Source organism: Ferruginivarius sediminum, assembly GCF_003344765.1.
Taxonomy (GTDB): domain Bacteria; phylum Pseudomonadota; class Alphaproteobacteria; order Kiloniellales; family Rhodovibrionaceae; genus Ferruginivarius; species Ferruginivarius sediminum.
The window spans coordinates 1-22,791 of the sequence record NZ_QPMH01000019.1 but is presented as its reverse complement, the minus strand read 5'-3'; the positions used below and the strand labels follow the sequence as shown (position 1 = coordinate 22,791).

21 protein-coding genes are annotated in these 22,791 nt (G+C 67.1%); 5 read left to right on the top strand and 16 right to left on the bottom strand.

Translation table 11 applies throughout. The annotated features are described in order from the left end of the window. Nucleotides 1-22 precede the first annotated feature (22 nt). On the top strand, nucleotides 23-790 hold the full coding sequence (locus DRB17_RS15950) for a phosphocholine cytidylyltransferase family protein (protein WP_114583224.1): 768 nt from the start codon (nucleotides 23-25) through the stop codon (nucleotides 788-790). Here the strand turns inward: DRB17_RS15950 and DRB17_RS15945 are convergent. The 6 genes from DRB17_RS15945 to DRB17_RS15920 all read right to left on the bottom strand — a co-directional run bounded on the left by DRB17_RS15945 (nucleotide 755) and on the right by DRB17_RS15920 (nucleotide 6,300). Then, nucleotides 755-1,570: a nucleotidyltransferase family protein gene (locus DRB17_RS15945; protein WP_161958856.1), complete on the bottom strand. Its 816-nt coding sequence runs from the start codon at nucleotides 1,568-1,570 to the stop codon at nucleotides 755-757. The genes DRB17_RS15950 and DRB17_RS15945 overlap by 36 nt on opposite strands. Next, nucleotides 1,567-2,700, bottom strand: coding sequence for a GNAT family N-acetyltransferase (locus tag DRB17_RS15940; protein WP_114583222.1), 1,134 nt, complete (start codon nucleotides 2,698-2,700; stop codon nucleotides 1,567-1,569). The genes DRB17_RS15945 and DRB17_RS15940 overlap by 4 nt, the downstream gene beginning before the upstream one ends. Beyond that, complete coding sequence (locus tag DRB17_RS15935) at nucleotides 2,701-3,474, bottom strand: sterol desaturase family protein (RefSeq protein ID WP_114583221.1); 774 nt, start codon at nucleotides 3,472-3,474, stop codon at nucleotides 2,701-2,703. 109 nt (nucleotides 3,475-3,583) lie between these two features. Further along, a complete protein-coding gene (gene lptG / locus DRB17_RS15930; protein ID WP_161958855.1) occupies nucleotides 3,584-4,663 on the bottom strand; it encodes an LPS export ABC transporter permease LptG in 1,080 nt (359 codons plus the stop codon). 1 nt (nucleotide 4,664) lies between these two features. Next, nucleotides 4,665-5,837: an LPS export ABC transporter permease LptF gene (gene lptF / locus DRB17_RS15925; protein ID WP_114583219.1), complete on the bottom strand. Its 1,173-nt coding sequence runs from the start codon at nucleotides 5,835-5,837 to the stop codon at nucleotides 4,665-4,667. 28 nt (nucleotides 5,838-5,865) lie between these two features. Continuing rightward, nucleotides 5,866-6,300: an HIT family protein gene (locus DRB17_RS15920; protein WP_114583218.1), complete on the bottom strand. Its 435-nt coding sequence runs from the start codon at nucleotides 6,298-6,300 to the stop codon at nucleotides 5,866-5,868. Between the two features lie 148 nt (nucleotides 6,301-6,448). Between DRB17_RS15920 and DRB17_RS15915 the strand changes: the two genes are divergently transcribed. Further along, nucleotides 6,449-6,787, top strand: coding sequence for a DUF1491 family protein (locus tag DRB17_RS15915; RefSeq protein WP_114583217.1), 339 nt, complete (start codon nucleotides 6,449-6,451; stop codon nucleotides 6,785-6,787). Nucleotides 6,788-6,879: 92 nt separating this feature from the next. Here DRB17_RS15915 and DRB17_RS15910 read toward each other — a convergent pair whose 3' ends face one another. From DRB17_RS15910 to DRB17_RS15880, 7 genes are all read right to left on the bottom strand, one after another. Continuing rightward, a complete protein-coding gene (locus DRB17_RS15910; protein WP_161958854.1) occupies nucleotides 6,880-7,584 on the bottom strand; it encodes a tetratricopeptide repeat protein in 705 nt (234 codons plus the stop codon). 375 nt (nucleotides 7,585-7,959) lie between these two features. Next, nucleotides 7,960-8,709 carry an electron transfer flavoprotein subunit beta/FixA family protein gene (locus DRB17_RS15905; protein WP_114583215.1) on the bottom strand — a complete coding sequence of 250 codons (750 nt, stop codon included), beginning with the start codon at nucleotides 8,707-8,709 and terminating at the stop codon, nucleotides 7,960-7,962. Nucleotides 8,710-8,877: 168 nt separating this feature from the next. Beyond that, entirely contained in the window at nucleotides 8,878-11,313 is a 2,436-nt protein-coding gene (locus tag DRB17_RS15900) for a GcvT family protein (RefSeq protein WP_114583214.1), read from the bottom strand. A gap of 137 nt (nucleotides 11,314-11,450) precedes the next feature. After that, nucleotides 11,451-12,329: a carboxylating nicotinate-nucleotide diphosphorylase gene (gene nadC, locus DRB17_RS15895; protein ID WP_114583213.1), complete on the bottom strand. Its 879-nt coding sequence runs from the start codon at nucleotides 12,327-12,329 to the stop codon at nucleotides 11,451-11,453. Next, complete coding sequence (locus DRB17_RS15890; protein WP_114583264.1) at nucleotides 12,326-13,885, bottom strand: L-aspartate oxidase; 1,560 nt, start codon at nucleotides 13,883-13,885, stop codon at nucleotides 12,326-12,328. Before DRB17_RS15890 ends, nadC begins: the two co-directional genes overlap by 4 nt. A 16-nt stretch (nucleotides 13,886-13,901) precedes the next feature. Next, complete coding sequence (gene nadA / locus DRB17_RS15885) at nucleotides 13,902-14,933, bottom strand: quinolinate synthase NadA (RefSeq protein WP_114583212.1); 1,032 nt, start codon at nucleotides 14,931-14,933, stop codon at nucleotides 13,902-13,904. A gap of 126 nt (nucleotides 14,934-15,059) precedes the next feature. Further along, entirely contained in the window at nucleotides 15,060-16,058 is a 999-nt protein-coding gene (locus DRB17_RS15880; RefSeq protein WP_114583211.1) for an NUDIX hydrolase, read from the bottom strand. A gap of 294 nt (nucleotides 16,059-16,352) precedes the next feature. Here DRB17_RS15880 and DRB17_RS15875 point away from each other — a divergent pair, with 294 nt between their 5' ends. Together DRB17_RS15875 and DRB17_RS15870 are read left to right on the top strand one after the other, a co-directional pair. Then, on the top strand, nucleotides 16,353-16,874 hold the full coding sequence (locus DRB17_RS15875; RefSeq protein ID WP_114583210.1) for a putative pterin-binding protein: 522 nt from the start codon (nucleotides 16,353-16,355) through the stop codon (nucleotides 16,872-16,874). Beyond that, complete coding sequence (locus DRB17_RS15870; protein ID WP_114583209.1) at nucleotides 16,864-18,270, top strand: sensor histidine kinase; 1,407 nt, start codon at nucleotides 16,864-16,866, stop codon at nucleotides 18,268-18,270. The genes DRB17_RS15875 and DRB17_RS15870 overlap by 11 nt, the downstream gene beginning before the upstream one ends. Nucleotides 18,271-18,368: 98 nt before the next feature. Here DRB17_RS15870 and DRB17_RS15865 read toward each other — a convergent pair whose 3' ends face one another. Continuing rightward, the gene (locus tag DRB17_RS15865) at nucleotides 18,369-19,280 is read right to left on the bottom strand and encodes a LysR substrate-binding domain-containing protein (protein ID WP_114583208.1); all 912 of its coding nucleotides are present in this window, start codon (nucleotides 19,278-19,280) and stop codon (nucleotides 18,369-18,371) included. A gap of 162 nt (nucleotides 19,281-19,442) precedes the next feature. On the opposite strand from DRB17_RS15865, the gene DRB17_RS15860 reads away from it, so the two are divergent. Next, nucleotides 19,443-19,661 carry a DUF1127 domain-containing protein gene (locus DRB17_RS15860; RefSeq protein ID WP_114583207.1) on the top strand — a complete coding sequence of 73 codons (219 nt, stop codon included), beginning with the start codon at nucleotides 19,443-19,445 and terminating at the stop codon, nucleotides 19,659-19,661. A 311-nt stretch (nucleotides 19,662-19,972) separates the two neighbouring features. On the opposite strand, the gene DRB17_RS15855 is transcribed toward DRB17_RS15860, so the two are convergent. Continuing rightward, nucleotides 19,973-20,617: a DUF2459 domain-containing protein gene (locus DRB17_RS15855; RefSeq protein ID WP_114583206.1), complete on the bottom strand. Its 645-nt coding sequence runs from the start codon at nucleotides 20,615-20,617 to the stop codon at nucleotides 19,973-19,975. 27 nt (nucleotides 20,618-20,644) lie between these two features. Beyond that, nucleotides 20,645-22,300, bottom strand: a complete 1,656-nt coding sequence (locus DRB17_RS15850) for an electron transfer flavoprotein-ubiquinone oxidoreductase (RefSeq protein WP_114583205.1) — start codon at nucleotides 22,298-22,300, stop codon at nucleotides 20,645-20,647. Nucleotides 22,301-22,791: the final 491 nt, after the last annotated feature.

The following is a 22,791-nucleotide window of genomic DNA, read 5'->3' as shown; positions in this document are numbered from 1 at the left end:
TGTACCACCGTTCGGGGGCAGCGTGAAAGCCGTCATCCTAAGCGCCGGGCAGGGCAAGCGCCTCCTGCCGCTGACCGAGGAGGTGCCGAAGTGCCTCCTGCCTGTCGGCGTCGATATGCACGTCCTGGACTGGCAGCTTTCCCAGCTTGCCGCGGCGGGCGTGGAGGAGGCCGTGGTCGTCACCGGCTTCCAGGCCGACAAGGTGGAGCACGAACTGCAGCGCCCGAGGCCGGGCATCACCGCGCGCAGCCTTTTCAATCCGCTTTATGGTGTCGCCGACAACCTCAGCAGCGTCTTCGCCGCACTTGGGGAAATGACCTCGGACGTTCTGCTGATGAATGGCGACACGCTGTTCGATGCGCCCGTCGTCAAGGGGCTGGTCGATGCGCCGGCAGCGCCGATCCGCGTCATGGTGTCGCGCAAGGACGCTTATGACGTCGACGACATGAAGGTGCGCCTGGACGGCGAGCGGCTTATGGACGTCGGCAAGTCGCTCGACGCGGAGACGGTCGACGCGGAATCCATCGGCATGATGCTGTTCCGCGACAGCGGGGTCGCACGCTTCCGCGATGCCGTGACGGCGGCGATGCGGGCGGAATCGGGGATGCGCGTCTGGTATCTCTCGGTGATCGACGCACTGGCGAAGGAAACCGAGATCACCACGGCGGAGGTACGCCAGGACGAGTGGTGCGAGGTCGATTTTCCCGTGGACCTCCGCCGGGCGCGTGAGGCCGTGGCACGGTGGAGCGCCGGTTCAGCCGGCGAGTTGGCCAGCGTCGCCAGCCCCTAGTATCCGCTCCACTAAACGCAGATCCTCCAGCTTGTCGACGTCGATGGCCGCCTCGGCCTGAGGCAGGATCACGGCGTGCAAGTCCGCCCCGGCCTTTCGGCCGAGCCGCCGCAACGCGCCCTTCAGCGTCAGCAGCCCCAGCGCATAGGCCACAAGCGTCAACGGGCCCAGCGCCATGGCAAGGCGCCACGGCCGCTTGCGCCGCGCCTCCATCCTGCCCCAGAAGGTCAGAACGTTGCGCGCCCCCGCCCCCCGGAAGCAGAAGAGGTTGCAGCCGGAATAACCGCCGTCGCGGAACTTCAGGCGGGTGCGACGCGCGTCCGGGTATGTGGCGTCGATCAGCTCCGTGGGCGCCAGCGCGGCAGCGGCCTCGGCGCCGCTGTCGACTGCTTTGCGGACGAACTCGGCAACCATCTGCGCCGTCAGCAGGGGGTGGTCCGCGGTCGTGACGATCAGCGGCGTGCCGGCCGGCAGTGCATCGAAGGCTTGCAGGACGCTCCGGCTCGGTGTCCGGGCAGGGTCGGCGCGGCTGATCTCGCCGGCGGCCATGCGTTTGGCCAACGCCGGCGCCTCGACATCGGTTGGCGCGGCCGCGTCCAGGGCAACCGAGATGTCTCCGACGCAACCGCTGGCCTCCAGCGCGGCGATAACACGCTCCAGCATCGGCCGCCCGCCAATCTGGACAAACGCCTTGCAGCTTCGCCCGCCCGCCTCGGCCACGGGGTCCGGCCCGGCACGGCTGCCCGCCAGCACCAGCACGGCCGGGCGCGGCGCGCTCACGCCAGCGCCTTTCCATAGATGCGGTAGCGGCGATAGACCTCTCCACCCATCATCTCGATCAGGCGGCGGATCGGCATGTTGTCCTCCAGAATCCAGGACATCTCCATCTCATCGAGGCCTTGCTGCCGGGCTGCCCGGTGCGATTCCAAGACCAACAGCGCGGTCAGCGCCCCGGCCATGAAACCGCCCCGATACTTCTTACGCACCCCCATCAACAGCACCCGGCCGCCACGCGGGCCGCGGACTTTCAACCGCCACAGAAGACGCGCCCAGCCCAGCGGCAGCAAGCGGCCGTCGAGGTCCCGCAATGCCTCGTTCAGGTCGGGCACGGCCACAAGCATCGCCGCCGGCTCGCCGTCGACATCGGCGACACGCACCAGTTCCGGTCGGATCAGCGGCTTCAGGTTCGCCGCCATGTAGGCGACCTCGTCCGCCGTCATCGGGACGAAGCCCCAGTTGTCCGACCAGGCATCGTTGAAAATATCCAGCACGGTATCGAGCTCGGCGCGGAAGTGCCGCGGGTTCATGGCCCGTTCGGTCACCCGTCCACTGCGCGCGGCCTGCTGGGCCAGGTACTCGGCCGCGCGCGGCAGCCGCGCCTCGACATCGACACGGTAGGCCAGCAGGTCCTTTGCCTTTTCGTAGCCGGCCGCCTCCAGCGCCTCGGCATAAGCAGCCGGCGCGTAGTTCATCAGCAGGCGGGGCGGACCGCCCCAGCCGTCCACGAACAGCCCCACCTCGTCGTTGATCGACAGGCTGTACGGACCCTCGACGCGGTGGACGCCCTGCTGGTGCAGCCACGTCTCCGCCGCTTCGAGCAGCGTTGCAAGCACCTCGTCGTCCGTGCCTTCCAGCAGGCCGAAGTGGCCGATAGTCCCGGCCTCCCCGTTCTGCGCCAGTTCGTCGATCTGCGCGCTGATCCGGCCGACGGCCACGCCGCCGCGATAGGCGACGAAGTAACGCGCCCGCGCGTGGCGGAAGTAAGGGTTTTTGGAGGACAGGTGCGTGCGCCGCTCGAAGTCCAGTTGCGGCACCCAGTTCGGATCGCCGGCGTAAACCCGTCTTGGGACATTCAGGAAATCTGTGAACGACCGCCGGCCTTCGACGGGCCGAACCTCAAGCGCAGGCACTCAGGTCGCCCTCGGATGCCGCCTGTCCACACCCTCCCGAGCGGCCTTTTCCTCGTCAAGATCTGGCGTGAGACGCGCGACCCAGGGATATCGGCGCACCTCCTGGCGCGTGTAGCCGAGGTTGAAGACCGTTTCGCTGCGCGCCCTGCCCTTCACCTCCTCGTCGAAGGTGCCGAACGCCTTGTCGGGGAGGAAGCTGGTGATGCCGTAATTGCGGTTCTCGTCGTGGAAATGGTGTTGCAAATGCAGCTTCTTGATCCGCTGAAGGAAGGGCCATTTCGGCGTGTAGCGCAGGTGCTGAACGCAGTGGCAGAACTCGTAGAAGCAGGTCACGAGCAACCCCGCGCAAAGCGCCGAGGACGCGCCGGCCAGCCCGCCGATCAGCCAGCCGATGGGCGTGACCACCAGGAAGATCGTCGGCAGCGTGGTATAAAGCGCGCCGAACAGCACCTTCAGGTCGTGGGGGTCGCGGTGATGATCGAAATGGATCCGCTTCCACACCTTGGCTGTCAGCGGCGAGCGATACAGGAAGCGGCCGTGCAGCACGTAGCGGTGCAGCAGGTACCAGACCAGCGGATAGATCAGCAGCACCAGCAGCACGGAAACGGCGATTGGCGCCACGCTTTCGGCTACGCGCCAGGAGACATAGGCACTGCCCGCCGCCAGCAGCAGATAGACCTGGATCGCCGGATAAAGGAAGAAGGCGACCCATAGCTCGCCCAGCGACATCTTGTCGAGGCGGTACTCCCGTTTCCAGATACCGAGGTCGGCCATCGCATCCTCTCCGCGCCCGCGCACCGCTTGCGCCGGGTTTGCCCGTATGTCTAGGGATCGCGGCGGCGGCAATCAAGCCTGCGCGCCCACAATGCGCCGATAACCGGCCCTATCCTTCCAGATTCAGCAGTACCCAGGCCGCCAGGATGCTGAACACCGCCGCCGGAATCCAGGCCGCCACGGCGGCGGGCAGTAACCCTGTCTCCCCCAGCGCCAGCAGCAGCCGCTCGGCAACGAAGAACAGGAAGCCGGCGAACACCGCCGCGAAACCGGCCAGCAGCATGCGGTTGCGCCGCGCAAGCTGCAACGCCAGCGGTGCGGCGAGCAGGACCATCACCAGCGAGCCGAGGGGCTGGGCGATCTTGCGTTGCAGCCAGAAATTGTAGAAATACGCCGGCCTGTCCGCCACATCCGGGCTGTTCGACAGCCGCCATAGCTCGCCGAAGCTGAATTCGCCGGGCTTTCCCGACAACGCCGAGAAGCGCCGAGGCGTTACCGGCAGGGCCACGCGCATCTCGCTCAAGTCCTGAGGAGACTGGCCGTTCAAGCCGGGCCGGGCAACCTGCCGGAAGAGCCACAGGCCGTCTTCATAGCTGCCGAAGGCGGCGGAGAAGAAGTCGGTCATCCGCCCATCCGTGTCGCGCCGCACGACCGTGACGTCGTAGAGCGAGTGGCCGTCCAGGCTGGAATGGCCGACATGCACGAGGGCGTGGCCGACCGCGAACCACGTCGGCGCGCGCCGGGGCGTGGAAAGCGGCGGCAGACCACGGAAGCCGCGCTCCTCCCAAAGGCGGAGGCGCCCCGCCGCCTCCGGCACCACGACGTTAGCCAGCCAGAAATGCGCCACGGCAATCAGCGCCGCGCCCAGCATCGCCGCCCCGGTCAGACGATAGACCGAGATACCGGCGGCGCGCATCGCCACCGCCTCGGAACTGGTGACGAGTTGGGCGAAGGTCGTCATCGCCGCCAGCAGCACGCCGAGGGGGATGATGAGCGAGGCGACCGACGGCAGGCGCAGCAGCGCATAGGTGAGTAGCGGCAGCATCACGCCCGGGCCGCCGCCGACCACGCGATCCGCGTTCGCCAGCACGTCGAAGACGACCAGAATCGCCGAAAGTCCCGCCACCGTCAGCAAGGCGCGCCCCAGAAAGAGGCGCAGGACGTATCGGGAGAGGACCGCGCGCCGCATCTTACTCCGCCGCAACGCCAGTGGCCGGCCGGCGCTCCGCCGGCCGGGGCCGCAGCCACGCCCGCAGGCTCCGCCCGCCGCCTTCGGATGCATGGCGCAAAAGGAACCAGGCCAGCGCCAGCAGGCATACGAACGGCGACCACAATGCAAGCCATACCGGCACCGCGCCGTCCGAGGCGAAGGCCTCCGCGAAGCCGACGACCTTCTCGTAAAGCACCAGAAGCGCGATGCCCAGGATCAACCCATAGGCGCGGCCGGTGCGCCCGCCGCCGAACAGTGCCAGCGGCACCGCCAGCACGGCCAGCACCGGCAGGGACGCAACCCCAACCAGCCGCGCGTGCATCTCCGCCCGCACCTCGGCGGGGGTCGTGTCGTTGGGCAATTCGGCTGCCCCGCCCCGCGCCAGTTCGTCCAGCGTGAACTCCCGCTCGCCGTGCCCGCGTGGGCCGTAGGGCGCTGAGCCGTCCACGGGCGGCTGCCAGGCGTACTCGTCGAAGCGCACGGACTGCGCCGTTTCGCCAAGCCCCTCGCGGACCACCGTCCCGTCGTGCATGCGGATTACCAGCGCACCATCGGCCGGCTCGCTGACCACCCGCGCCTCGCGCGCGGTGATGATCGTGCGCGCACCGCCGCGGGATTCGATCTCGGTAAAGAAGCGTTCCATGATCCGACCGCCGCGCGACACCTCGTCGGCGCGGACGATAAGGCGGTCATTGATGCGGTGGAAGACACCGGGCTGCAGGCGGAAGGCCAGGGTCGCCTCGGTAATCTCGTGCATCGTCGCGCGATAGGCATAGCGGGAATGGGGTTGCAGATAACCGACGTTGACCAGCATGAACACGGCCAACACCAGGGAGAAGCCCAGAATCGGCCTCAACAGCCGGCGCACGGGGATTCCCGCGCTCAGAATCGCCGCCAGCTCCGAGCTTGTGTAAAGCTGCCGCATTGCCAGGAGCACCGCCAGGAACAGCGCGGCGGGCACGGCCAGCCCCAGGTAGTGCGGGACCAGATAGCTCAGGATCCGCAGCGCATCGCTGATCGGCGCACCCTGGTCGGTGATCGTCTGCACGATGCGCAGCAGCCGCTCCAGCGAGAGCGCCAGAAGAACCACCAGCAGTCCAAACGCGAACGGCCAGAAGACGCGGCGGAGGATATAGCGGGACAGCGTGCGCATCGCTTCGGGTGTCTCTCCGGCGCTTTGCCTAGCCTGGCCAGGTAGCGCGAAGCCGCTCCAGCAGCCGCGCCTGCACCACCTCGCCGGCCTCCGCCGCGTGCGTCAAGTCGGGCGGGCCGGGCCAACCCGGATCGGCGAAGGAGACTCCCTGGAACGTCTGTGTCGCGGCATAGCGCGGCAGCACGTGGAAATGCACCTCGGGGTCCACCATCATCAGCATCAGATAGTTGATCTTTTCGTAGCCAAACAGTTGCGAGAGCACCGTCTCGATGTCCCCGATCACGCGCGGCATCTCAGCGAAAGCCTCGGCGCCGATATCGGAAAAGGCCGTGACCTCGCTCTTGCAGATCATCGCCAGGGCGCCCAGCGTCGCCTGCTTGGGGCGAAGCTGGGCGGTCCAGTGATCGTACTCGCGAACCAGGGTGTTGGGATAGCCGAATGTCCGCATCGTACCGTGTGCCATATACGCGCCCTCGCCTTACTGCCTCGCTCCCCGGCCACTCTGGACGGCCCGGTGCCGGCTATCTGCCCGTCATCGGCGCGCGCCGTCAAGGCGAAGCGATGCATCCCGCGTCTCGCGCCGGGCGGCGAAAGCGGTTAGGTTGCGCCGCATGAGCGACGACCGACTGCCAACAGACCTCTGGGTGCGTGCCCATCTGCGCCGCTGCTTCGCCGAGGGCATCTTCGCCACGGTGGCCCACCGTGGCGACGCCGGCGGCGGCATGGTGGTACTGAAGCTGAACATGCTGGAGCACGGCTGCCGCATCCTGACGCAGGCCCGCGATATCGACGGCCGGCTGGGCTGGCTTCCGGCTATGCAGGGCAAGTATGTCGGCGAAGCCGAAGCGGATGCCTACATCGCCCGCGCCGTCAAGCGCGACCCGGACCTCTGGGTGATCGAGATCGAGGACCGCGACGGGCGGCATCCATTCGAGGGACCGGAAATCTGATCGATCCTGGGGATAAATCTCGAATTTGTGGATAAACCTGGGGATTGCTATTTCAATCTGTGGAAAATCGGGAACGATTCCGAATGGAACCGCTATTCCACGGCGGCCAGCGCCTTTGCCCGTGTCCTCGCCCTGGCCTGCTGTGGCTCGGTCATCCGCTTCGCAAGCCGCTCGATCGACCCTGCCGCCCCCGGCACCCCGGCGGAAGCCGCGCGGGAGATGAGCGCGTAGGCCTCCACAAGGTCCTGCTTCACGCCCGTGCCGGCGGCATAAAGCAGACCCAGGCTCATCCACGCCTCGTCCACGCCGGCACGTGCCGCCTGGCGATACAGCGCCGCGGCGCGCGCCGGATCCTTTTGGCGGCCCAGTCCGCGCTCGGTCAGCACGCCCAGGTTATGCACCGCCCTCGCCACGCCCTGCTCGGCGGCGGCGGCGTACCAGCGGGCGGCGGCGAGCATGTCCACCTTTCCGATAGCACCCGTCTGATGGAAAGTGCCCAGCTTGAATTGCGCGCGGGCGTGCCCTGCCTCGGCCGCGCGGCGGTACCACGTGAACGCTTTTTCCAGGCTGCGCGTGCCGCTCACGCTTGTTTCGTAGAGCAGGCCCATGCGGTACATGGCCTCGACATCGCCGCGTTCCGCGCGTTCCTTGAACCAGCTCAGTCCCATGCGCGCATCCCACGGCAATTCGTACCACAGCGGGTCGCGCGCCATCGCGGGAGGCGGGAGGAGTGACCAAACCGTGAGCGCCAGGGCAAGAACGGCGGCAAAGCGTACCGACACCGCGCTCAGAGGCATCGGGACGTTCCCACCGGACGCGAGAAGGAAACCGCCGTAGCTGTCAGGCGCCCGCACCATGGCAATTCGCCAATACGAATATCGAAGCAGCCTGCCCTCGGGCGCCGCCACTGGGTCAAGACGCCCATCAACGTCTCCCTACCTCGCGTCGAAATCCCCCTTCGCCCTTATAGAGGAAACGGCCACGGGGCGCAAAATACGCAGGATCCTGGAGGCGTCACGGCAATGGCAAACGAATGTAGCCCGCACAGAGGTCTGGCATGCAAAACGCCCCGGACGGAACCGCAATTGCGATACTGCACCGGGGCGCGATTTCTCGGGCCGGCAGTTCAACCGAGCGCGACCGCGCCCGAGAGCCGAATCGGCAAAGCCGGTTTAAATAACCTTGGCCTCTTCGTGCAGTTTCTTGACGAGTTCCTGCACGCTTTCGACCTTGATCCCGGCCTGGCGCGCCGGCGGTTCCTCCACGCGGCTGACCTGCAGGCGCGGGGTGACGTCCACGCCGAGATCTTCCGGCGAGTGGGTGTCGATCGGCTTCTTCTTCGCCTTCATGATATTCGGCAGCGAGGCGTAGCGCGGCTCGCACAGGCGCAGGTCGACGGTCAGGACCGCCGGCAGCTTCACCTGCAGCGTCTCGAGGCCGCCGTCGATTTCACGTGTTACCTGCGCGGCGCCGTCCTGCAGTTCCACCTTCGAGATAAAGGTGCCCTGCGCCCAGCCCAGCAGCGCGGCCAACATCTGACCGGTCTGGTTGTTGTCGCCGTCGACGGCCTGCTTGCCCATCAGTACGAGGCCCGGATCCTCCTTGTCCACGACGGCCTTCAGCAGCTTGGCAATCGCCAGCGGCTCCAGCGCCACGTCGGTGGGGATCAGGACTCCGCGATCCGCGCCCATCGCCAGACCCGTGCGCAGCGTCTCCTGCGACTGCTGCGGACCGGCGGAAACGACGACCACCTCGCTGGCGACACCCTGCTCCTTCAAACGGACCGCCTGCTCGACGGCAATCTCGCAGAAGGGATTCATGGCCATCTTGGCATTGGACAGATCCACGCCGGACTTGTCCTGCTTGACGCGGACCTTCACGTAGGGGTCAAGCACGCGCTTGACGGGAACCAGAACCTTCATCGCTGTCCCACGAACATTCGGTTGAACGGCGGCACTTCGGGCCGGTCGAAGAAGCGGGCCGCTGATTAGCAGCCGGCTCGGCGGGTGTCAACGCACCCACCGGAATCGGCGGCGCCCGGCCGGCGGTTTCGCCTGCCCCGACACCGCCGATGGCGGAAGGTCCGCGACTTATGCGCGCAAAGCTTCGTTCTCCGGATCGTACGGGCTTTCCGGGATGATGCGGGCCGGACGCTCCTGGTCCAGCAGGCGGACCTTCACCTCTTGCCCCTCGTTGGCGACATCGGTGCGCACGTAGCCCATCATCAGCGATTTCTGGACGTAGTGGCCGAAGCCGCCGGCGGTGGCGCGCCCCACCACCTCGCCGTCGATCATCACCGGCTCATTGCCGAAGGCATCGGCGTCCTCGGCGTCGATCTCCAGCGTCACGAAGCGGTTGGGAACGCCCTCCTGCTGCTGCCTTACCAGCGCGTCGCGACCGACGAAGTTGCCCTTATTCAGCCGCACGAAGCGATCCATGCTGGCCTCCAGGATGGTGTTCTCCTGGTTCAGGTCGGTGGCCCACATGCGGTACGACTTCTCAAGGCGCATCGAGTCCATGGCCCGCATGCCGACGTTGGCGATGTCGAACTCCTTGCCGGCGTCCCAGAGCTGCTCGTAGAGCGTGGCCATGTATTCCATCGGCACGTGCAGCTCCCAGCCAAGCGAGCCGACGAAGTTCACGCGCATGGCGCGCACGTCGCTGGCAAGCCCGATGGCCATCTCCTTCATGCTGAGCCACTTGAAGTTCTCTTTGGAGACGTCGCCGTCGGCCAGCTTCTCCAGCACCTTGCGGGCATGGGGCCCGGCGAGCATCAGGCAGCCGTAGCGCCCTGTGAGGTGCGTCAGCGACACCGAGCGGTCGTCCGGCAGGTTCTTCAGCAGGAAGTCGTAGTGGTGCCGGTCCGCGGCCTGCGGGGCGATGACCCAGAAGCGGTCCTCGGCCAGACGGGTGATGGTGAACTCGCAGTTCACCGAGCCCGAGGGCATCAGCGCGTGGGTCAGGTTGATGCGGCCCACCTTCTTCGGCAGCACGTTGGCGATCAGGCCGTCCAGGAAATCCTGCGCGCCGGGCCCCTCGACCTCGTACTTGGAGAAGGGCGACAGATCCATGATGCCCACGCGCTCGCGCATGGCGCGGACTTCCTCGCCCACCTGGGCGAACCAGTCGGCGCGGCGGAAGCTCCAGTGGTCCTTGCGGGCCTCGACGCTGGGCGCGAAGAAGTTGGCGCGCTCCCAGCCGTGGCGCTGGCCCCAGACCGCATTCGCCTTGTCCAGGTGCGGCCAGATCGGGCTGCGCTTCTGCGGACGGGCGGCGGGACGCTCCTCGGTGGGATAGTGGATGACGAAGACGTGCTCGTACGCCTCCTCGTTCTTGCGGATGGCGTAGTTCTTGTTGGCGTAGGCGCCGAAGCGGCGCGGGTCGACGCCGTTCATGTCCACCGAGGGCTCACCCTCGACGATCCACTCGGCAAGCTGCCAGCCGGCGCCGCCGGCGGCGGTAATGCCGAAGGAATGGCCTTCCGACAGCCAGTAGTTGCGCAGGCTGAACGCCGGGCCGACCATCGGGCTGCCGTCGGGCGTATAGGCGATCGGACCGTTGACGATGTCCTTGATGCCGGCGCTCTCGAAGCTGGGCACCCGGTGGATGCAAGCCTCGATGTGCGGCATCAGGCGGTCCAGATCGCCCGGGAACAGATCCTTCTCGAAGCTCTCTGGCACACCGTCCGCAAAGCGCGCCGGCGCGCCCTTCTCGTAGGGGCCGAGCAGCCAGCCCATGCGCTCCTCGCGCAGGTAATAGCTGGTGTCGCTGTCGCGCAGCACCGGCAGCTCCTTGTTGCCGGCCTCGCGGTACTCTTTCAGCTCGGGTACGGTGTCGGTCACGATGTACTGGTGCTCGACCGGGATCGAAGGGATGTCGAGACCCACCATCGCCGCCGTCTCGCGGGCGTAGTTGCCCGTTGCCTGGACAATGTGCTCGCAGGTGATGTCGCCCTTGGCGGTGTGGACCACCCACTCGCCGTTGGGCTTCTGCGAGATGCCGGTGACGGGGGTATGCTGGTAGATCTCCGCCCCGCGCGTGCGCGCACCCCGGGCCAGCGCCATCGTCAGGTCCGCCGGCGCGATATGGCCGTCCGTGGGGTGGAAGATCGCGCCTTCGAGGTCGTCGGTGTAGGCCAGCGGCCACAGCGATTTCACCTCCGACGGCGTCAGGAACTCGTAATGGACGCCGATGGTGTCCGCCGTACAGGCGTAGTTGCGGTACTCGTCCATCCGGTCGCGCGTGGCGGCAAGCCGCAGGTTGCCGTTGACGTGGAAGGAGACGTTCTGGCCGGTCTCCTCCTCCAGGTTCTTGTAGAGCTCGACGGAGTACTGATGGAGCTGGCCCACCGAATAGCTCATGTTGAACAGCGGCAGCAGGCCCGCGGCATGCCACGTGGAACCGGCCGTCAGCTCGGTCCGCTCGACCAGGACGCAGTCCGTCCAGCCCTTCTTCGCCAGGTGATACAGCGTGCTGACGCCGACGACCCCGCCGCCGATCACGACCACGCGTGCATGTTCTCTCATCTCCGCCTCCCGATGGCGCCGCGATATGTTTGCCAGACCCTCAAAGCCTTCCGTCGTGTCTAAGTCCGGGGCTTTCAGAGCGGCTTTCGAGACAGCGACGGCAGCTAGCAGTTTTGCGCCACCGGGAAGTTATCGCGCTAAAATACAGGGTTGGCAGGCGCGCTTTCGATGTCGAGGCCCAGGTCGAGGGCGGGTGCGCTGTGCGTGATCCAGCCCGCCGAGATCAGGTCGACGCCGGTTGCGGCGACATCCGCGACGGTTTCGGCAGTGATACGCCCCGATGCCTCGGCAATCGCCCGCCCGTCGATCCTAGCGACGGCCTCGCGCAGCGTTGCCGGCGGCATGTTATCCAGCAATACGGCGTCCACACCGGCCGCCAGCGCTTCCTCCAGCCCCGCGAGGTCGTCGACCTCCACTTCGATCCGGACCATGTGGCCGCTGGCGCGGCGGGCATCGCGCACCGCGCGGGTGATACCGCCGGCGATGGCGATGTGGTTGTCCTTGATCAGCACGCCGTCGTCGAGGCCGAAGCGGTGGCTGACTCCGCCGCCGGCCCGCACGGCGTGCTTCTCCAGCGCGCGCAGGTTCGGCGTGGTCTTGCGCGTGCAGGTAATGCGCGCCCGGTGCGGCCGCGCCGCGCACGCCAGGGTCGCCGTGCTGGTCGCCACGCCGGAGAGATGGCACAGAAGGTTCAGCGCCACGCGCTCCGCGGCGAGGACGCTGCGGGCCGGCCCGTCGATCCGCATCACGATATCGCCGGGCTCGACCGTCGCGCCGTCCGGCCGATCCACCGCAATGGCGATTTCGGGATCGAGCAGACGGAAAGCCAGCGCCGCCGCGTCGGTGCCGGCCAAAGTACCGGCCACGCGTGCGGCGACCACGGCCTTGCACTTCGCGCCCCGTCCAATCACGGCGGTCGAGGTGATATCGCCCGCCCGCCCCAGGTCTTCCCGAAGTGCGGCACGAACGACGGGCTCGACCAGCAGGGTCGGCAAGGGATCGACGATCGTTGTCATCCACGTTCTCCAGCAAGTTCGGCAGCTTCGTCCAACGTTGCGATTTCGGCCAGCGTGATATCGCCGTGGCGGCGCCATGCCGGCGATGCGTCGGGATAATCGCGGCGATAGTGCCCGCCCCAGCTTTCCTGGCGCCGCAGCGCCGCTTCCGCGATGACCAGGGCGACCAGGGCCGTGTTGGCATCGAACGCCGTCAAGGCCGGGTTGCGCGCCATCCGGACGAGCCGCTGACGGGCCGTGCTCAAGCCATCATGGTCGCGGACGACGCCCACGCATCTGTCCATCAGCGCTCGGATCCGCGCCAGCCGTCCGCTGTCTACCCTGCCTTCGGCGGAAGGCGTCGGGCGTGCTCGGGCAGAAATGTCCTGGCGTACCGGCAGTGTCTGACCGCAAATATCCGCCGCCACCCGCCGGCCATAGACGACCGCTTCCAGCAGCGAATTGCTGGCCAGCCGGTTGGCGCCATGCAGCCCCGTGGCCGCGACCTCGCCGCAGGCCCAGAGGCCGGGGACCGAGCTACGCCCGCGCGTATCCACGCGGATGCCGCCCATGTGGTAATGGGCCGCCGGACGCACCGGAATCGGCTGTGTCGCTGGATCAAGGCCAGCGGCGTGGCAGTACCGCGTCACCGTGGGAAAGCGACGAGAAAACGCGGCGCCGATGGCCGTGCGTCCGTCCAGGTACACGGTCTCGCCGGCCGCCATCCGCGCCCACACCGCCCTGCTGACGATGTCCCTTGGCGCCAGGTCGCCACCTGGAACCTCGGCCATGATCCGGTTTCCTCCGGCATCGATCAGTTGCGCGCCTTCGCCGCGCAGCGCTTCCGTGGCAAGCGGCATCGGGTCGCCGCCGAGCGCCATGGCCGTCGGATGGAATTGCACGAACTCGATATCGCGCAGCACGGCGCCCGCGCGGGCCGCCAGGGCAAGGCCGCTGCCCACCGCGCCCCTTGGGTTCGTGGTGGCGGCGTAGAGGCCGCCGACCCCGCCCGTTGCCAGAACGACGGCGCGCGCGGGCAGGACTGTCGAGCGCCCTGCCTTGGAGCCCGCGAGGCCGACGGCGCGGCCGTCCCGCAGAACGATGTCCGTAGCCTGGAATCCCTCGACGATGTCGATGGAAGCGCTGGCGCGCGCGGCAGCAAGCAGCGCGCTCAGGATCGCCGCGCCCGACCCGTCGCCGCCAGCATGCAGGATGCGCCGGCGGGAATGCGCGCCTTCCAGGCCCAGCGCCAGCGCGCCCCCGATATCGCGGTCGAAGCTCACGCCCCAGGCCGCCAGCGCCGCGATACCATCGGCGGCGTCCCGCGTGACCATCCGGGCGACATGCGGCTCGCTGATCCCGGCCCCCGCCGCCAGCGTGTCGGCGGCGTGCAACTCGGGCGCGTCATCCTCGCCCATGGCCGCCGCGATACCACCTTGCGCCCATGCCGTTGCGGCGTCCGAGGGCAGGCGGCTGCAAGTGATCAGGACGACAGGCATCGGCGACAGCGAGAGCGCCGTGACCAAACCAGCGACCCCGGCCCCGATAACGGCGACGCGGTCACCGTTGCCGTTCAAGCGAAGCGCACCCACCTCACTTGACCGCCAGCATCCGTTCCACCGCGCCACGCGCCCGCTCGGCCACCCCGGCGTCAATCTCCACCCTCGGCTCCATCCGCTCGAGCAAGCGGCGGATCTTCGGCAAAGTGATCCGCTTCATGTGCGGACAGAGGTTGCAGGGGCGAACGAACTCGACGTCAGGATGCGCGGCGGCGACATTGTCGCTCATCGAGCACTCGGTCACCATGACGACCCGCCGGGGCTTCTCGCGGTCGACATACCCGGCCATCGCCGCGGTCGAGCCGGTGAAATCGGCTTCGGCCAGAACGTCGGGCGGGCATTCGGGATGGGCGAGCACGACGAGGCCGGGATAGGAATCCCGCAGCTCGTGGATATCCCGGCCCGCGAAGCGCTCGTGCACCTCGCAGTGGCCCGCCCACGAGACGATCTCCACGTCGGTCTGCCCGGCCACCCACTTCGCCAAGTACTCGTCCGGCAGGAAGATCACCCTGTCGCACCCCAGGGATTCGACAATCTCAACGGCGTTGCCCGAGGTGCAGCAGATGTCGGATTCCGCTTTCACCTCGGCCGAGGTGTTGACGTAGGAGACCACGGGCGCACCGGGATAGCGTTCGCGCAGCAGCCGGACATCGGCCGCCGTGATGGATGACGCCAGCGAGCAGCCCGCGTCCGCGTCCGGGATCAGGACCGTCTTCCCGGGATTGAGCAGCTTGGCGGTCTCGGCCATGAAGTGGACACCGCACATCACGATAACGTCGGCATCGCTCTCGCTCGCCCGCCGCGCCAGCGCCAGCGAATCCCCGACGACGTCGGCGATGCCGTGGTAGATTCCCGGCGTCTGGTAGTTGTGCGCCAGCACGACGGCGTTGCGCTCCCGCTTCAGCCGGTTGATCGCATCGATGTCCGGAGCCAGGACAGGCCACTCGAAGGGCGGCACGACGTGGCGCACCCGCTCATAGATATGCGCGGTCCGCGCCTCCACGTCCGGCGTGAAGGCAAGCGGTTCCGGTCCGCACGCGGCCTCGGGCGTTGGGTTCGCAGGCATGAAAAAGCTCCTTATACTCGCTTCGAGTATATAAGGGTTCAAAAAATGCCGGATGACCCGGCCACCCCATATACTACTAGTGAGAATAAGGGTGTCAAGCGCCGCTCGGCACGCCTCTGGCAATCCCTACCCCGTCCGCCGGACAATCGGGAGACGGACACCAGGTGCCGGGCGTTCCAGCGTCACCTCCTGGCGGAAGCGCACCAGACTCGCGGGGCGGCCGCCGGTTTCCAGCGCCGTCTCGCCCGTTTCCTCAACCAAACCCTGGCGCTTGACCAGCCGGCGGAAGTTCGGCTTGTGCAGGCGCACCCCGGCCAGCGCCTCGACCGTGCGCTGAAGCTGGAGCAGGGTGAAGGCCGGCGGCATCAGCTCGAACACGACGGGGCGATACTTGATCTTGCCGCGCAGCCGTCCGATCGCCGTAGCCAGAATACGGCGGTGATCGGCCGTCATCGGATTTGCCGTATCGACTGCCGCCCCCGCGCATTCCGGCGGCGCCGCCGCGCCATCGCGATGCGCTTCCGGCACGAGTCCGGCTTCATAGAGCAACTCGTAACGCTCCAGCACCCGCTCATCGTTCCAGGACCCGCCATGCAGGCCGAAGGTGAGGCCGAGCCGGTTCTCCCGCAGCCTGATATCGTCCTTCGTGGGCGCGCGGCCGGCCCACTCCACTAACGCCGGCTGGAGGCGGTCCAGCACTTCCGGCCGGCCATCACGCCAATCCTCCCAGGGCAGATAGCGATACCAGCCCTTCCACGCCGCCTCTGCCTGGGCCGGACGCGCCTCGCGCACGAGCGCCAGATAGCCGATGGACAGTACACGCGGGCCGGCGGGCCCGGTCAGCGCCCGGTTGCGGTCGCCAAAGGTGTAAAGCTGCTCCACATAACCGAGGGTTTGGCCGGTCTGTCGCTCGACCCAGCGGCGCAGTCCCGCCTCCAGCGTGCGGTCACCTGGTTCGAGCGGTCCGGAAGGGAGGGAATCCAGCCCATCGCCGCCGTTCCGCCCCGCCTCCCCGACGGTGAGTATCCTCGGTTCCTCGTTGCTCACCGCAATGATGGCCGCGGTCAGGTCCACGACCGCGGCGGTTTCGGCGCCTGGATTTTCGGAACCGGGATGTGACGGCACGAAACGCCCCTTCGATAATCTCGGCGTAGCCGCATGCCAACATGCGCCCCGCAACGGATATCCCAGCGAAAAGCCGGCCGCAATGCGGACAAGCGGGTTGCCGTCCAGCTTGGCGAGAGTCCTGTGCCGACACGGCCGCCGTGCAGGGGACGACCACCGATTCCACAAAAGAATCCGGTCTGCAGTGATACCGGTCACGACATTGCACACCTTTATGTGCTAGAAGCTCGGCTTTCGTAAACGGAAGGTTAATGCCATCTGCGGCTGCGGGGGTCGAAACCGATAGCGGGGGTTATGCTTTTCAGACGAGCATTCATAAAGGCCGTGGCGGCGGCGGGAATCGGGGCTGTGTTCTCATCAATCGCCAAGGCAGCAGGGGAGCTTCCACAACCGTCGGAACGCGTGCTGCTTCGGGTTACAGGCCGGATCGACGTGACCAATCAGGAAGAAGCGGCCGCGTTCGACCGTACGATGCTGAACGCCTTGCCGCAGCACCGGCTGAAGACCTATACGGACTGGACGCAGGGCCCGCAGGTCTTCGAGGGTCCGCTGCTGGCCGATGTACTGGAGCGTGTCGGCGCAAAGGGCGACGTGATCCGCGCAATTGCGCTCAACGACTATGCGGCGGAGATCCCCGCCACCGATCTGGAAATGTATCCGGTCCTGCTGGCAATCCGCCGCAACGGTGAGGCGATGACGGTGCGCGAGAAGGGACCGCTCTGGATTATCTACCCGAACCCCGACGGGGATAACCGCCATCCCGACCGCAATAACTACAAATCCGTCTGGCAGCTGAGCCGCCTCCATGTTCAATAGCCTTGGTTTCACATGGCGCCGCGTTTACGGAAGCTGGCGCTTCCGAGTGGCCGCCACCCTGATCTTCGGCCTTACCCTGATCGCACTGGTGCTGCTGCAGCATGAGCGGACCAGCCGCGAACGCGAGACCTTCAGCCATCTGTCCCGCACCAACCACTGGATCGCCAGCCAACTTGAACTCGAGCTGAGCAAGTTCCTGTCGACCGTCGACCGCTTCGTCTTCGAAGCGCCGGGAACGGACCACGACGAGGTCATGCTGCGCTTTGACCTGTTGTGGAGCCGGGCGCCCGTGTTCCTGAACGGACGGGAATCCGCGGCTGCACCGGAGATCGACGATGCGATCGAGACGGTGCGGCGCTTTCAGGAGGACCTGCGGGCAGTGGAGCCGGTAGTGCGCGGGCTGAGCCCCGGCGACACGCGCGCACGCGAATTGATTGCCGAACGCCTCGGCGCCTACCAGGGACCGCTGCATGACATCACGCTGGGCGTCGTCGCCGGCGAGCAGCGGGCGGCGCTCATGGATCGCCTGCACGCACTGGAGCAGCGGGACCTGCTGCACGAGGCGGGCCTTCTGGGCGCCGCGTTGCTTCTGATCGCATTCTCTCTACTGGAAATCCGCCGCAGTCAGCGCAAGGCCGAAAGCGAGCAGGAGGCGCGCGAGGCCGCCATGGCCGCGAACAGCGCGAAGTCCCGCTTCCTGGCCAACATGAGCCACGAACTGCGCACACCGCTGAACGCGATCATCGGCTTCTCGGAATTGATGCGCGACGAATCCCTCGGGCCCCTCGGCAACAAGGTCTACCGCAACTATGCCGACAACATCCTGACGAGCGGCCAGCACCTGCTCACCATCATCCACGACGTCCTCGACGTCGCGCGGATCGAGGCCGGCCGCTACGAACTCTGCGAGGAGCGCTTCGATCCCTGCGATGCCGCACGGACGTGCGTCACCATGCTCGAAGGCTCCGCCGGGCCGAAGGGCGTGGAACTCACATTATCGGAGCCGGAATCGCGGCCCCTGCTGTACGGCGACTTACGGCTGTTCCGGCAAATATGCCTCAACCTGATCGGCAATGCCGTCAAGTTCACGCCAAGCGGCGGGCACGTCGACGTGCGTTGCCAGGTAGAAAATGGCGAGCTTGTGCTGACTGTCACGGATGATGGGCCGGGCATTCCGGCCGAGGAGATCGAGCGCGTGATCGAGCCCTTCCACCAGTCCGACGACGATTTCGGCCGCCGGCACGAGGGCAGCGGCCTTGGCCTCGCGCTCGTCCGTGGTTTCGTGGAGCTGCACGGCGGGGCCTTCAAGATCGAGAGCGAGCCCGGCAACGGCACGCGGGTGATCGCCCGCTTCCCCCGCGCCCGCGTCCTCGACGCCGAGGCTTCCGAGGCTTAGAGCATTTTCAGACGAAGTGGGAGCCGCTTCGTCGCCCGAAAATGCGTCAGATGAACGAGTTAGAGCCTTTGGGCAATTCCGTGAATCGCCCAAAGGCTCTAGATTCCGCCTTCCTTGTCCTCGGCAAGGGATTCCAGCGAGCGCATGACGCGGCGCGCGGCGGCGGTCGGCTGAACGTCGGCGGGCCAGCACAGGTAGTAGCCGGCGCCCGTCGTTTCCGCCGTGCCGAATGGAGCGATCAGGTTGCCCGCCTGCAGGCGCGCGTCGACCGCAGGGCGGCGGCCGATGGCAAGGCCCAGGCCGCTTTCAGCCGCTTCCAGCACGTGCTCCAGCGCCGTCAGCGAAAGCCCGCCGGCCATTGATGGCGGCTTCAGGCCGTGGGCCTTCGCCCACTCGGTCCACTCGTCGGGATGCACGCTGTTGACGATAAGGCGGGAATTCGCAAGCGCCGCGTCCGGATCCGCAAGCAGCGCCGCGTCCAGGTAACCCGGCCGGCAGACTGGAAAGGCCCGCTCGGCCGCGAGAAAGCGGCTCTCCAGCCCACTCCAGGCCCCGTGGCCGTGACGGATGGCCAGGTCGATCTGCTCGCGCCGCATGTCGCAGAGCCGTGCCGTGGTGACGAGCTGCAGGTCGATGCCCGGGCACGCCGCCTCGAAAGCCCCCAGGTTCGGGATCATCCACAGAATCGCGAGCGATGGCGGCAGGGTCAAAGTTACCCGCACCCGGTCCGCCGGCCCCATCAACGCCGCAGTCGCCTCGCGAATCTGCAGGATCGCCGGATCGAGAGCCGCAAAGTACCGCTCGCCCGACGGAGTCAGGCCTAGCTGCCGGCCTTGGCGCTCGAACAGCGCGACGCCGACGAAATTCTCCAGGTTGCGGATCTGATGGCTGACCGCGGATTCCGTGATGCCAAGCGTCTTCGCCGCGTCCTTCAGCCGCCCCGCGCCGGCGGCGGCGTGAAACGCGCGCAGGGCCGCGAACGGCGGCAGCGGATGACCGGTTTCGGACATAAGGACAGGCTAGCTGACAGATGAACCTAGCTCAAGTGTTCTTGCGCGGAATTCGCTGGTTGCGCGCCCGTTCTACCACGATATTCCTCGCTAACGGCAACATGGTGCACGCGATGGCGGGTGCGTCCATCAAAGAGTGCTCAAGCGTAAAAGGAGGCCGCCATGACCGCAGCCACAATCGCCAGCACCATCCAGACCCTTCCGTGGAACCGCCAGGCACGGCGCCTCGCCCGCATCTGGGCGGATGCCCAGCGCCGCCGGCGTATCGCCCGCACGGTGCGCGCGCTCAAGGCCCTCGACAACCGCACGCTCGCCTGGATGGGCGTGCCACGCGAAAGTATCCACGAATACGCCACGCAACTCGAGGACGGCGAGGTTTAGCGGCAACGTCTCATCCCTCGACGGGCGTAGCGGAGTGCGTTCGTGCTCGCGCCTTACCCCACCCGCTTGACCACGCCGGCAAAGGGGCTCAGCCCCAGGGCGGATTGGATGGCGTTCTCAAGGGCGCGCTGGCCGACCATCTGCAGGCGCCTGCATGCGATGGCTTGCGCCGCATGCCCCACACCAACGGGGAGGCGTCCAGGTTCTCCGGCGACGGCTCGGACTCCCCCAGCGCTGGCGCCAGGTTCCCATGGCCTCGACCACGGAGCGGAAGTCGCGGCCTGCATCGACAGCGACTGCTGGAGAAACGCTCAACCCGTAGCTGCCCGAAGGCGCGTCATCAGGTCATTGGCGGTGACGACGCCGACGGGTGAGAGGTCCACGCCACCGGCACGCAGCATGCGCGCGGTCCAGGTGTTGCAGGTATTGAACAGGTGGAACGTGCCATGCGCATCGTAGAATAGGCTGTCCGGGAACAGGCCGCGCGAAACGGATACTGCGCGGCCGCCGCCCGGACGTTGGAATTCCCCGGCGATGGCGCGGACGAGACCTCGGAACCCGCTGTCCGTGAGCGCCACACGGATTACCTCCGAGCCAGGATGCGCCTCGTCGGGTGCACGGGAATGACCGGCCACGTGCATCACCGCAGGGGTCGCCGTGAATGCGGCCGAAAGCGTCATGCCAAGTGTCGTGGTCTTCGCGGGGTAGTAAACCCGGTCGCCCCAGCCGAACTCGATGAACGCCGCATCGGGGAAGTCACCGGCCTCTGGCAGCAGGCCGGTCGCGGCCAACTCGGGTCGCGGCACCACGATTGCCGTATGCCACCCCCTGTCGATCACGCGTACGGCATGGGTTCGCGCGCCACCATCGGCCGGCGGCAACGGCGGCGTCTCTGCGCAGCCGATCAGCCCGACCGCGCAAAAGATCCAGACGAGCGAAACAAACAGCCATCTCATGGCGGTCACCCCAGACCGCCCCAACCCTCACATATTCGGATAGTTCGGCCCGCCGCCGCCTTCCGGGGTGGTCCACTGGATGTTCTGCTTCGGGTCCTTGATGTCGCAGGTCTTGCAGTGGACGCAGTTGGTGAAGTTGATCTGCAGACGCGGGTTGGAGCCGTCGTTGTCGCGCACGATCTCGTACACGCTGGCCGGGCAATAGCGCTGTTCCGGCGCGTCGAAATTGGCCAGGTTGTATTCCACCGGCACGCTGTCGTCGCGCAGCTTCAGGTGGCAGGGCTGGTCCTCGTCGTGGGCGACGTTGGCGAGGAACACGCTGGACAGCTTGTCGAAGCTGACGACGCCGTCGGGCTTCGGATACTCGATCTTCGGCATCTGGTCCTTGGGCTTCAGCGTCTCGTTGTCCGCGTGCTTGTGGTGCAGCGTCCACGGCGCCTTGCCACCCAGCACCTTCAGGTCGAAGCCGGCGTAGAGGGTGCCGAAGCGCATGCCCCAGCGCGCCGCCGCCGGGCGGAAATTGCGGGCACGGTGCAGTTCTTCATGGACCCAGCTTTGCCGGAACTTTTCGGGATAGCTTTCCAGCGTGCCCTGCCCCTCGTCGCCGCCGGCCAGGGCCTCGGCCACGCTTTCGGCGGCCAGCATGCCGGTCTTCATGGCGTTGTGGCTGCCCTTGATCTTCGGCACGTTCAGGAAGCCCGCCGAGCAGCCGATCAGCATGCCGCCCGGGAAGACCAGCTTGGGGATAGACTGCAGGCCACCCTCGTTCAGCGCGCGGGCGCCATAGCTGACGCGCTTGCCGCCCTCCAGCATCGGGCGGATGGCGGGGTGGGTCTTGAACCGCTGGAACTCGTCGAAGGGCGAGAGGTGCGGGTTCTCGTAGTCCAGGCCGATGACGTAGCCCACGTACACCTGGTTGTTCTCCAGGTGATAGATGAACGAGCCACCCCAGGTGTTGCTGTCCATCGGCCAGCCGGCGGTGTGGATCACCGTGCCCAGCTTGTGCTTGGCGGGATCGACCTCCCACAGTTCCTTGATGCCGATGCCGTAGGTCTGCGGGTCGCTGTTCTCGCGCAGGCCGAAGGTCTGCATGAGCTGCTGGCTGAGCGAGCCGCGGCAGCCCTCGGCGAACATGGTGTACTTGGCGCGCAGTTCGATACCCGGCGTGTAGCTGGGCTTGTGCGAGCCGTCGGCGGCCACGCCCATGTCGTTGGTGGCGACGCCGTAGACGCGGTCCTGCTCGTCCAGCAGCACCTCGGCGGCGGCGAATCCGGGGTAGATCTCCACGCCCGCGGCCTCGGCCTGCTCGGCCATCCAGCGGCAGACGTTGCCCAGCGAGACGACGTGGTTGCCGTGGTTGTGCATCTGCTTGGGCAGCATCCAGATCGGCATGGAGCGGCTGCCGCTCTCGGTCAGGAACAGGAACTTCTCCTCGCTGACCGGCGCGTTCAGCGGCGCGCCCTTGTCGCTCCAGTCGGGGATCAGTTCGTCCAGCGCGCGGGTTTCCAGCACCGCGCCGGAGAGGATGTGGGCGCCGACTTCCGAGCCCTTTTCGAGGACGCAGACGCTGATCTCCCGCCCGCTCTCCTCGCCAAGCTGACGCAGCCGGATCGCGGCGGCCAGGCCGGCCGGGCCGGCGCCGACGATCACGACATCGTATTCCATGTACTCGCGTTCGCTCATCTCTCCCCCTGTCGCTTGCGGGCCCGCTGCGGCATGCCGTGTCGCCCGATCGACCTTGTCCTCTGCCGTCTCGAATCAAGTGGTCCAAACCGCCTGCGCGGACCGGAACCCAAGGTATAACGCCTTGCGCGGGTATTTTCGAACCATTTAGCCGCCGGACGCTGGCCTATGTCGCGATGGCGCGCCCATCGGAATGCGACTCTCCCATGGTCTGAGGCCGACACGCACGTTGCGCCGCGTTTGAGCCGTTCCAAGTCGCGAAAACGACAGCCGCTGGCGTGCATGCGCCCAAATACTGCGCCCAAGAGCGGATTCATCAAAACGGTTGGGGCGACCCGCCCCGGTCACTGGGGACAAGGAATTCGGCCATGAACGACGCCGCAAGCGATACCGGCTCGGACGGTCTCGATCCACAGGCAACCGGCAATGCCGAGAACCGCGAAAAAGGCGGCCGCGGCGGCCGGCGCGGGCGCGGCGGCGGTGGCGGCGGC

What these genes read in the sequence shown, in the direction of transcription:
- DRB17_RS15905 (WP_114583215.1), bottom strand. Translation starts at nt 8,709, where the DNA reads ATGAAGGTTCTGGTTCCCGTCAAGCGCGTGCTTGACCCCTACGTGAAG.
- nadA (WP_114583212.1), bottom strand. Translation starts at nt 14,933, where the DNA reads ATGCCTGCGAACCCAACGCCCGAGGCCGCGTGCGGACCGGAACCGCTT.
- DRB17_RS15935 (WP_114583221.1), bottom strand. Translation starts at nt 3,474, where the DNA reads ATGGCCGACCTCGGTATCTGGAAACGGGAGTACCGCCTCGACAAGATG.
- DRB17_RS15865 (WP_114583208.1), bottom strand. Translation starts at nt 19,280, where the DNA reads ATGTCCGAAACCGGTCATCCGCTGCCGCCGTTCGCGGCCCTGCGCGCG.
- DRB17_RS15910 (WP_161958854.1), bottom strand. Translation starts at nt 7,584, where the DNA reads ATGCCTCTGAGCGCGGTGTCGGTACGCTTTGCCGCCGTTCTTGCCCTG.
- DRB17_RS15915 (WP_114583217.1), top strand. Translation starts at nt 6,449, where the DNA reads ATGAGCGACGACCGACTGCCAACAGACCTCTGGGTGCGTGCCCATCTG.
- DRB17_RS15875 (WP_114583210.1), top strand. Translation starts at nt 16,353, where the DNA reads ATGCTTTTCAGACGAGCATTCATAAAGGCCGTGGCGGCGGCGGGAATC.
- DRB17_RS15850 (WP_114583205.1), bottom strand. Translation starts at nt 22,300, where the DNA reads ATGAGCGAACGCGAGTACATGGAATACGATGTCGTGATCGTCGGCGCC.
- DRB17_RS15860 (WP_114583207.1), top strand. Translation starts at nt 19,443, where the DNA reads ATGACCGCAGCCACAATCGCCAGCACCATCCAGACCCTTCCGTGGAAC.
- DRB17_RS15870 (WP_114583209.1), top strand. Translation starts at nt 16,864, where the DNA reads ATGTTCAATAGCCTTGGTTTCACATGGCGCCGCGTTTACGGAAGCTGG.
- lptF (WP_114583219.1), bottom strand. Translation starts at nt 5,837, where the DNA reads ATGCGCACGCTGTCCCGCTATATCCTCCGCCGCGTCTTCTGGCCGTTC.
- DRB17_RS15855 (WP_114583206.1), bottom strand. Translation starts at nt 20,617, where the DNA reads ATGAGATGGCTGTTTGTTTCGCTCGTCTGGATCTTTTGCGCGGTCGGG.
- nadC (WP_114583213.1), bottom strand. Translation starts at nt 12,329, where the DNA reads ATGACAACGATCGTCGATCCCTTGCCGACCCTGCTGGTCGAGCCCGTC.
- DRB17_RS15900 (WP_114583214.1), bottom strand. Translation starts at nt 11,313, where the DNA reads ATGAGAGAACATGCACGCGTGGTCGTGATCGGCGGCGGGGTCGTCGGC.
- DRB17_RS15920 (WP_114583218.1), bottom strand. Translation starts at nt 6,300, where the DNA reads ATGGCACACGGTACGATGCGGACATTCGGCTATCCCAACACCCTGGTT.
- lptG (WP_161958855.1), bottom strand. Translation starts at nt 4,663, where the DNA reads ATGCGGCGCGCGGTCCTCTCCCGATACGTCCTGCGCCTCTTTCTGGGG.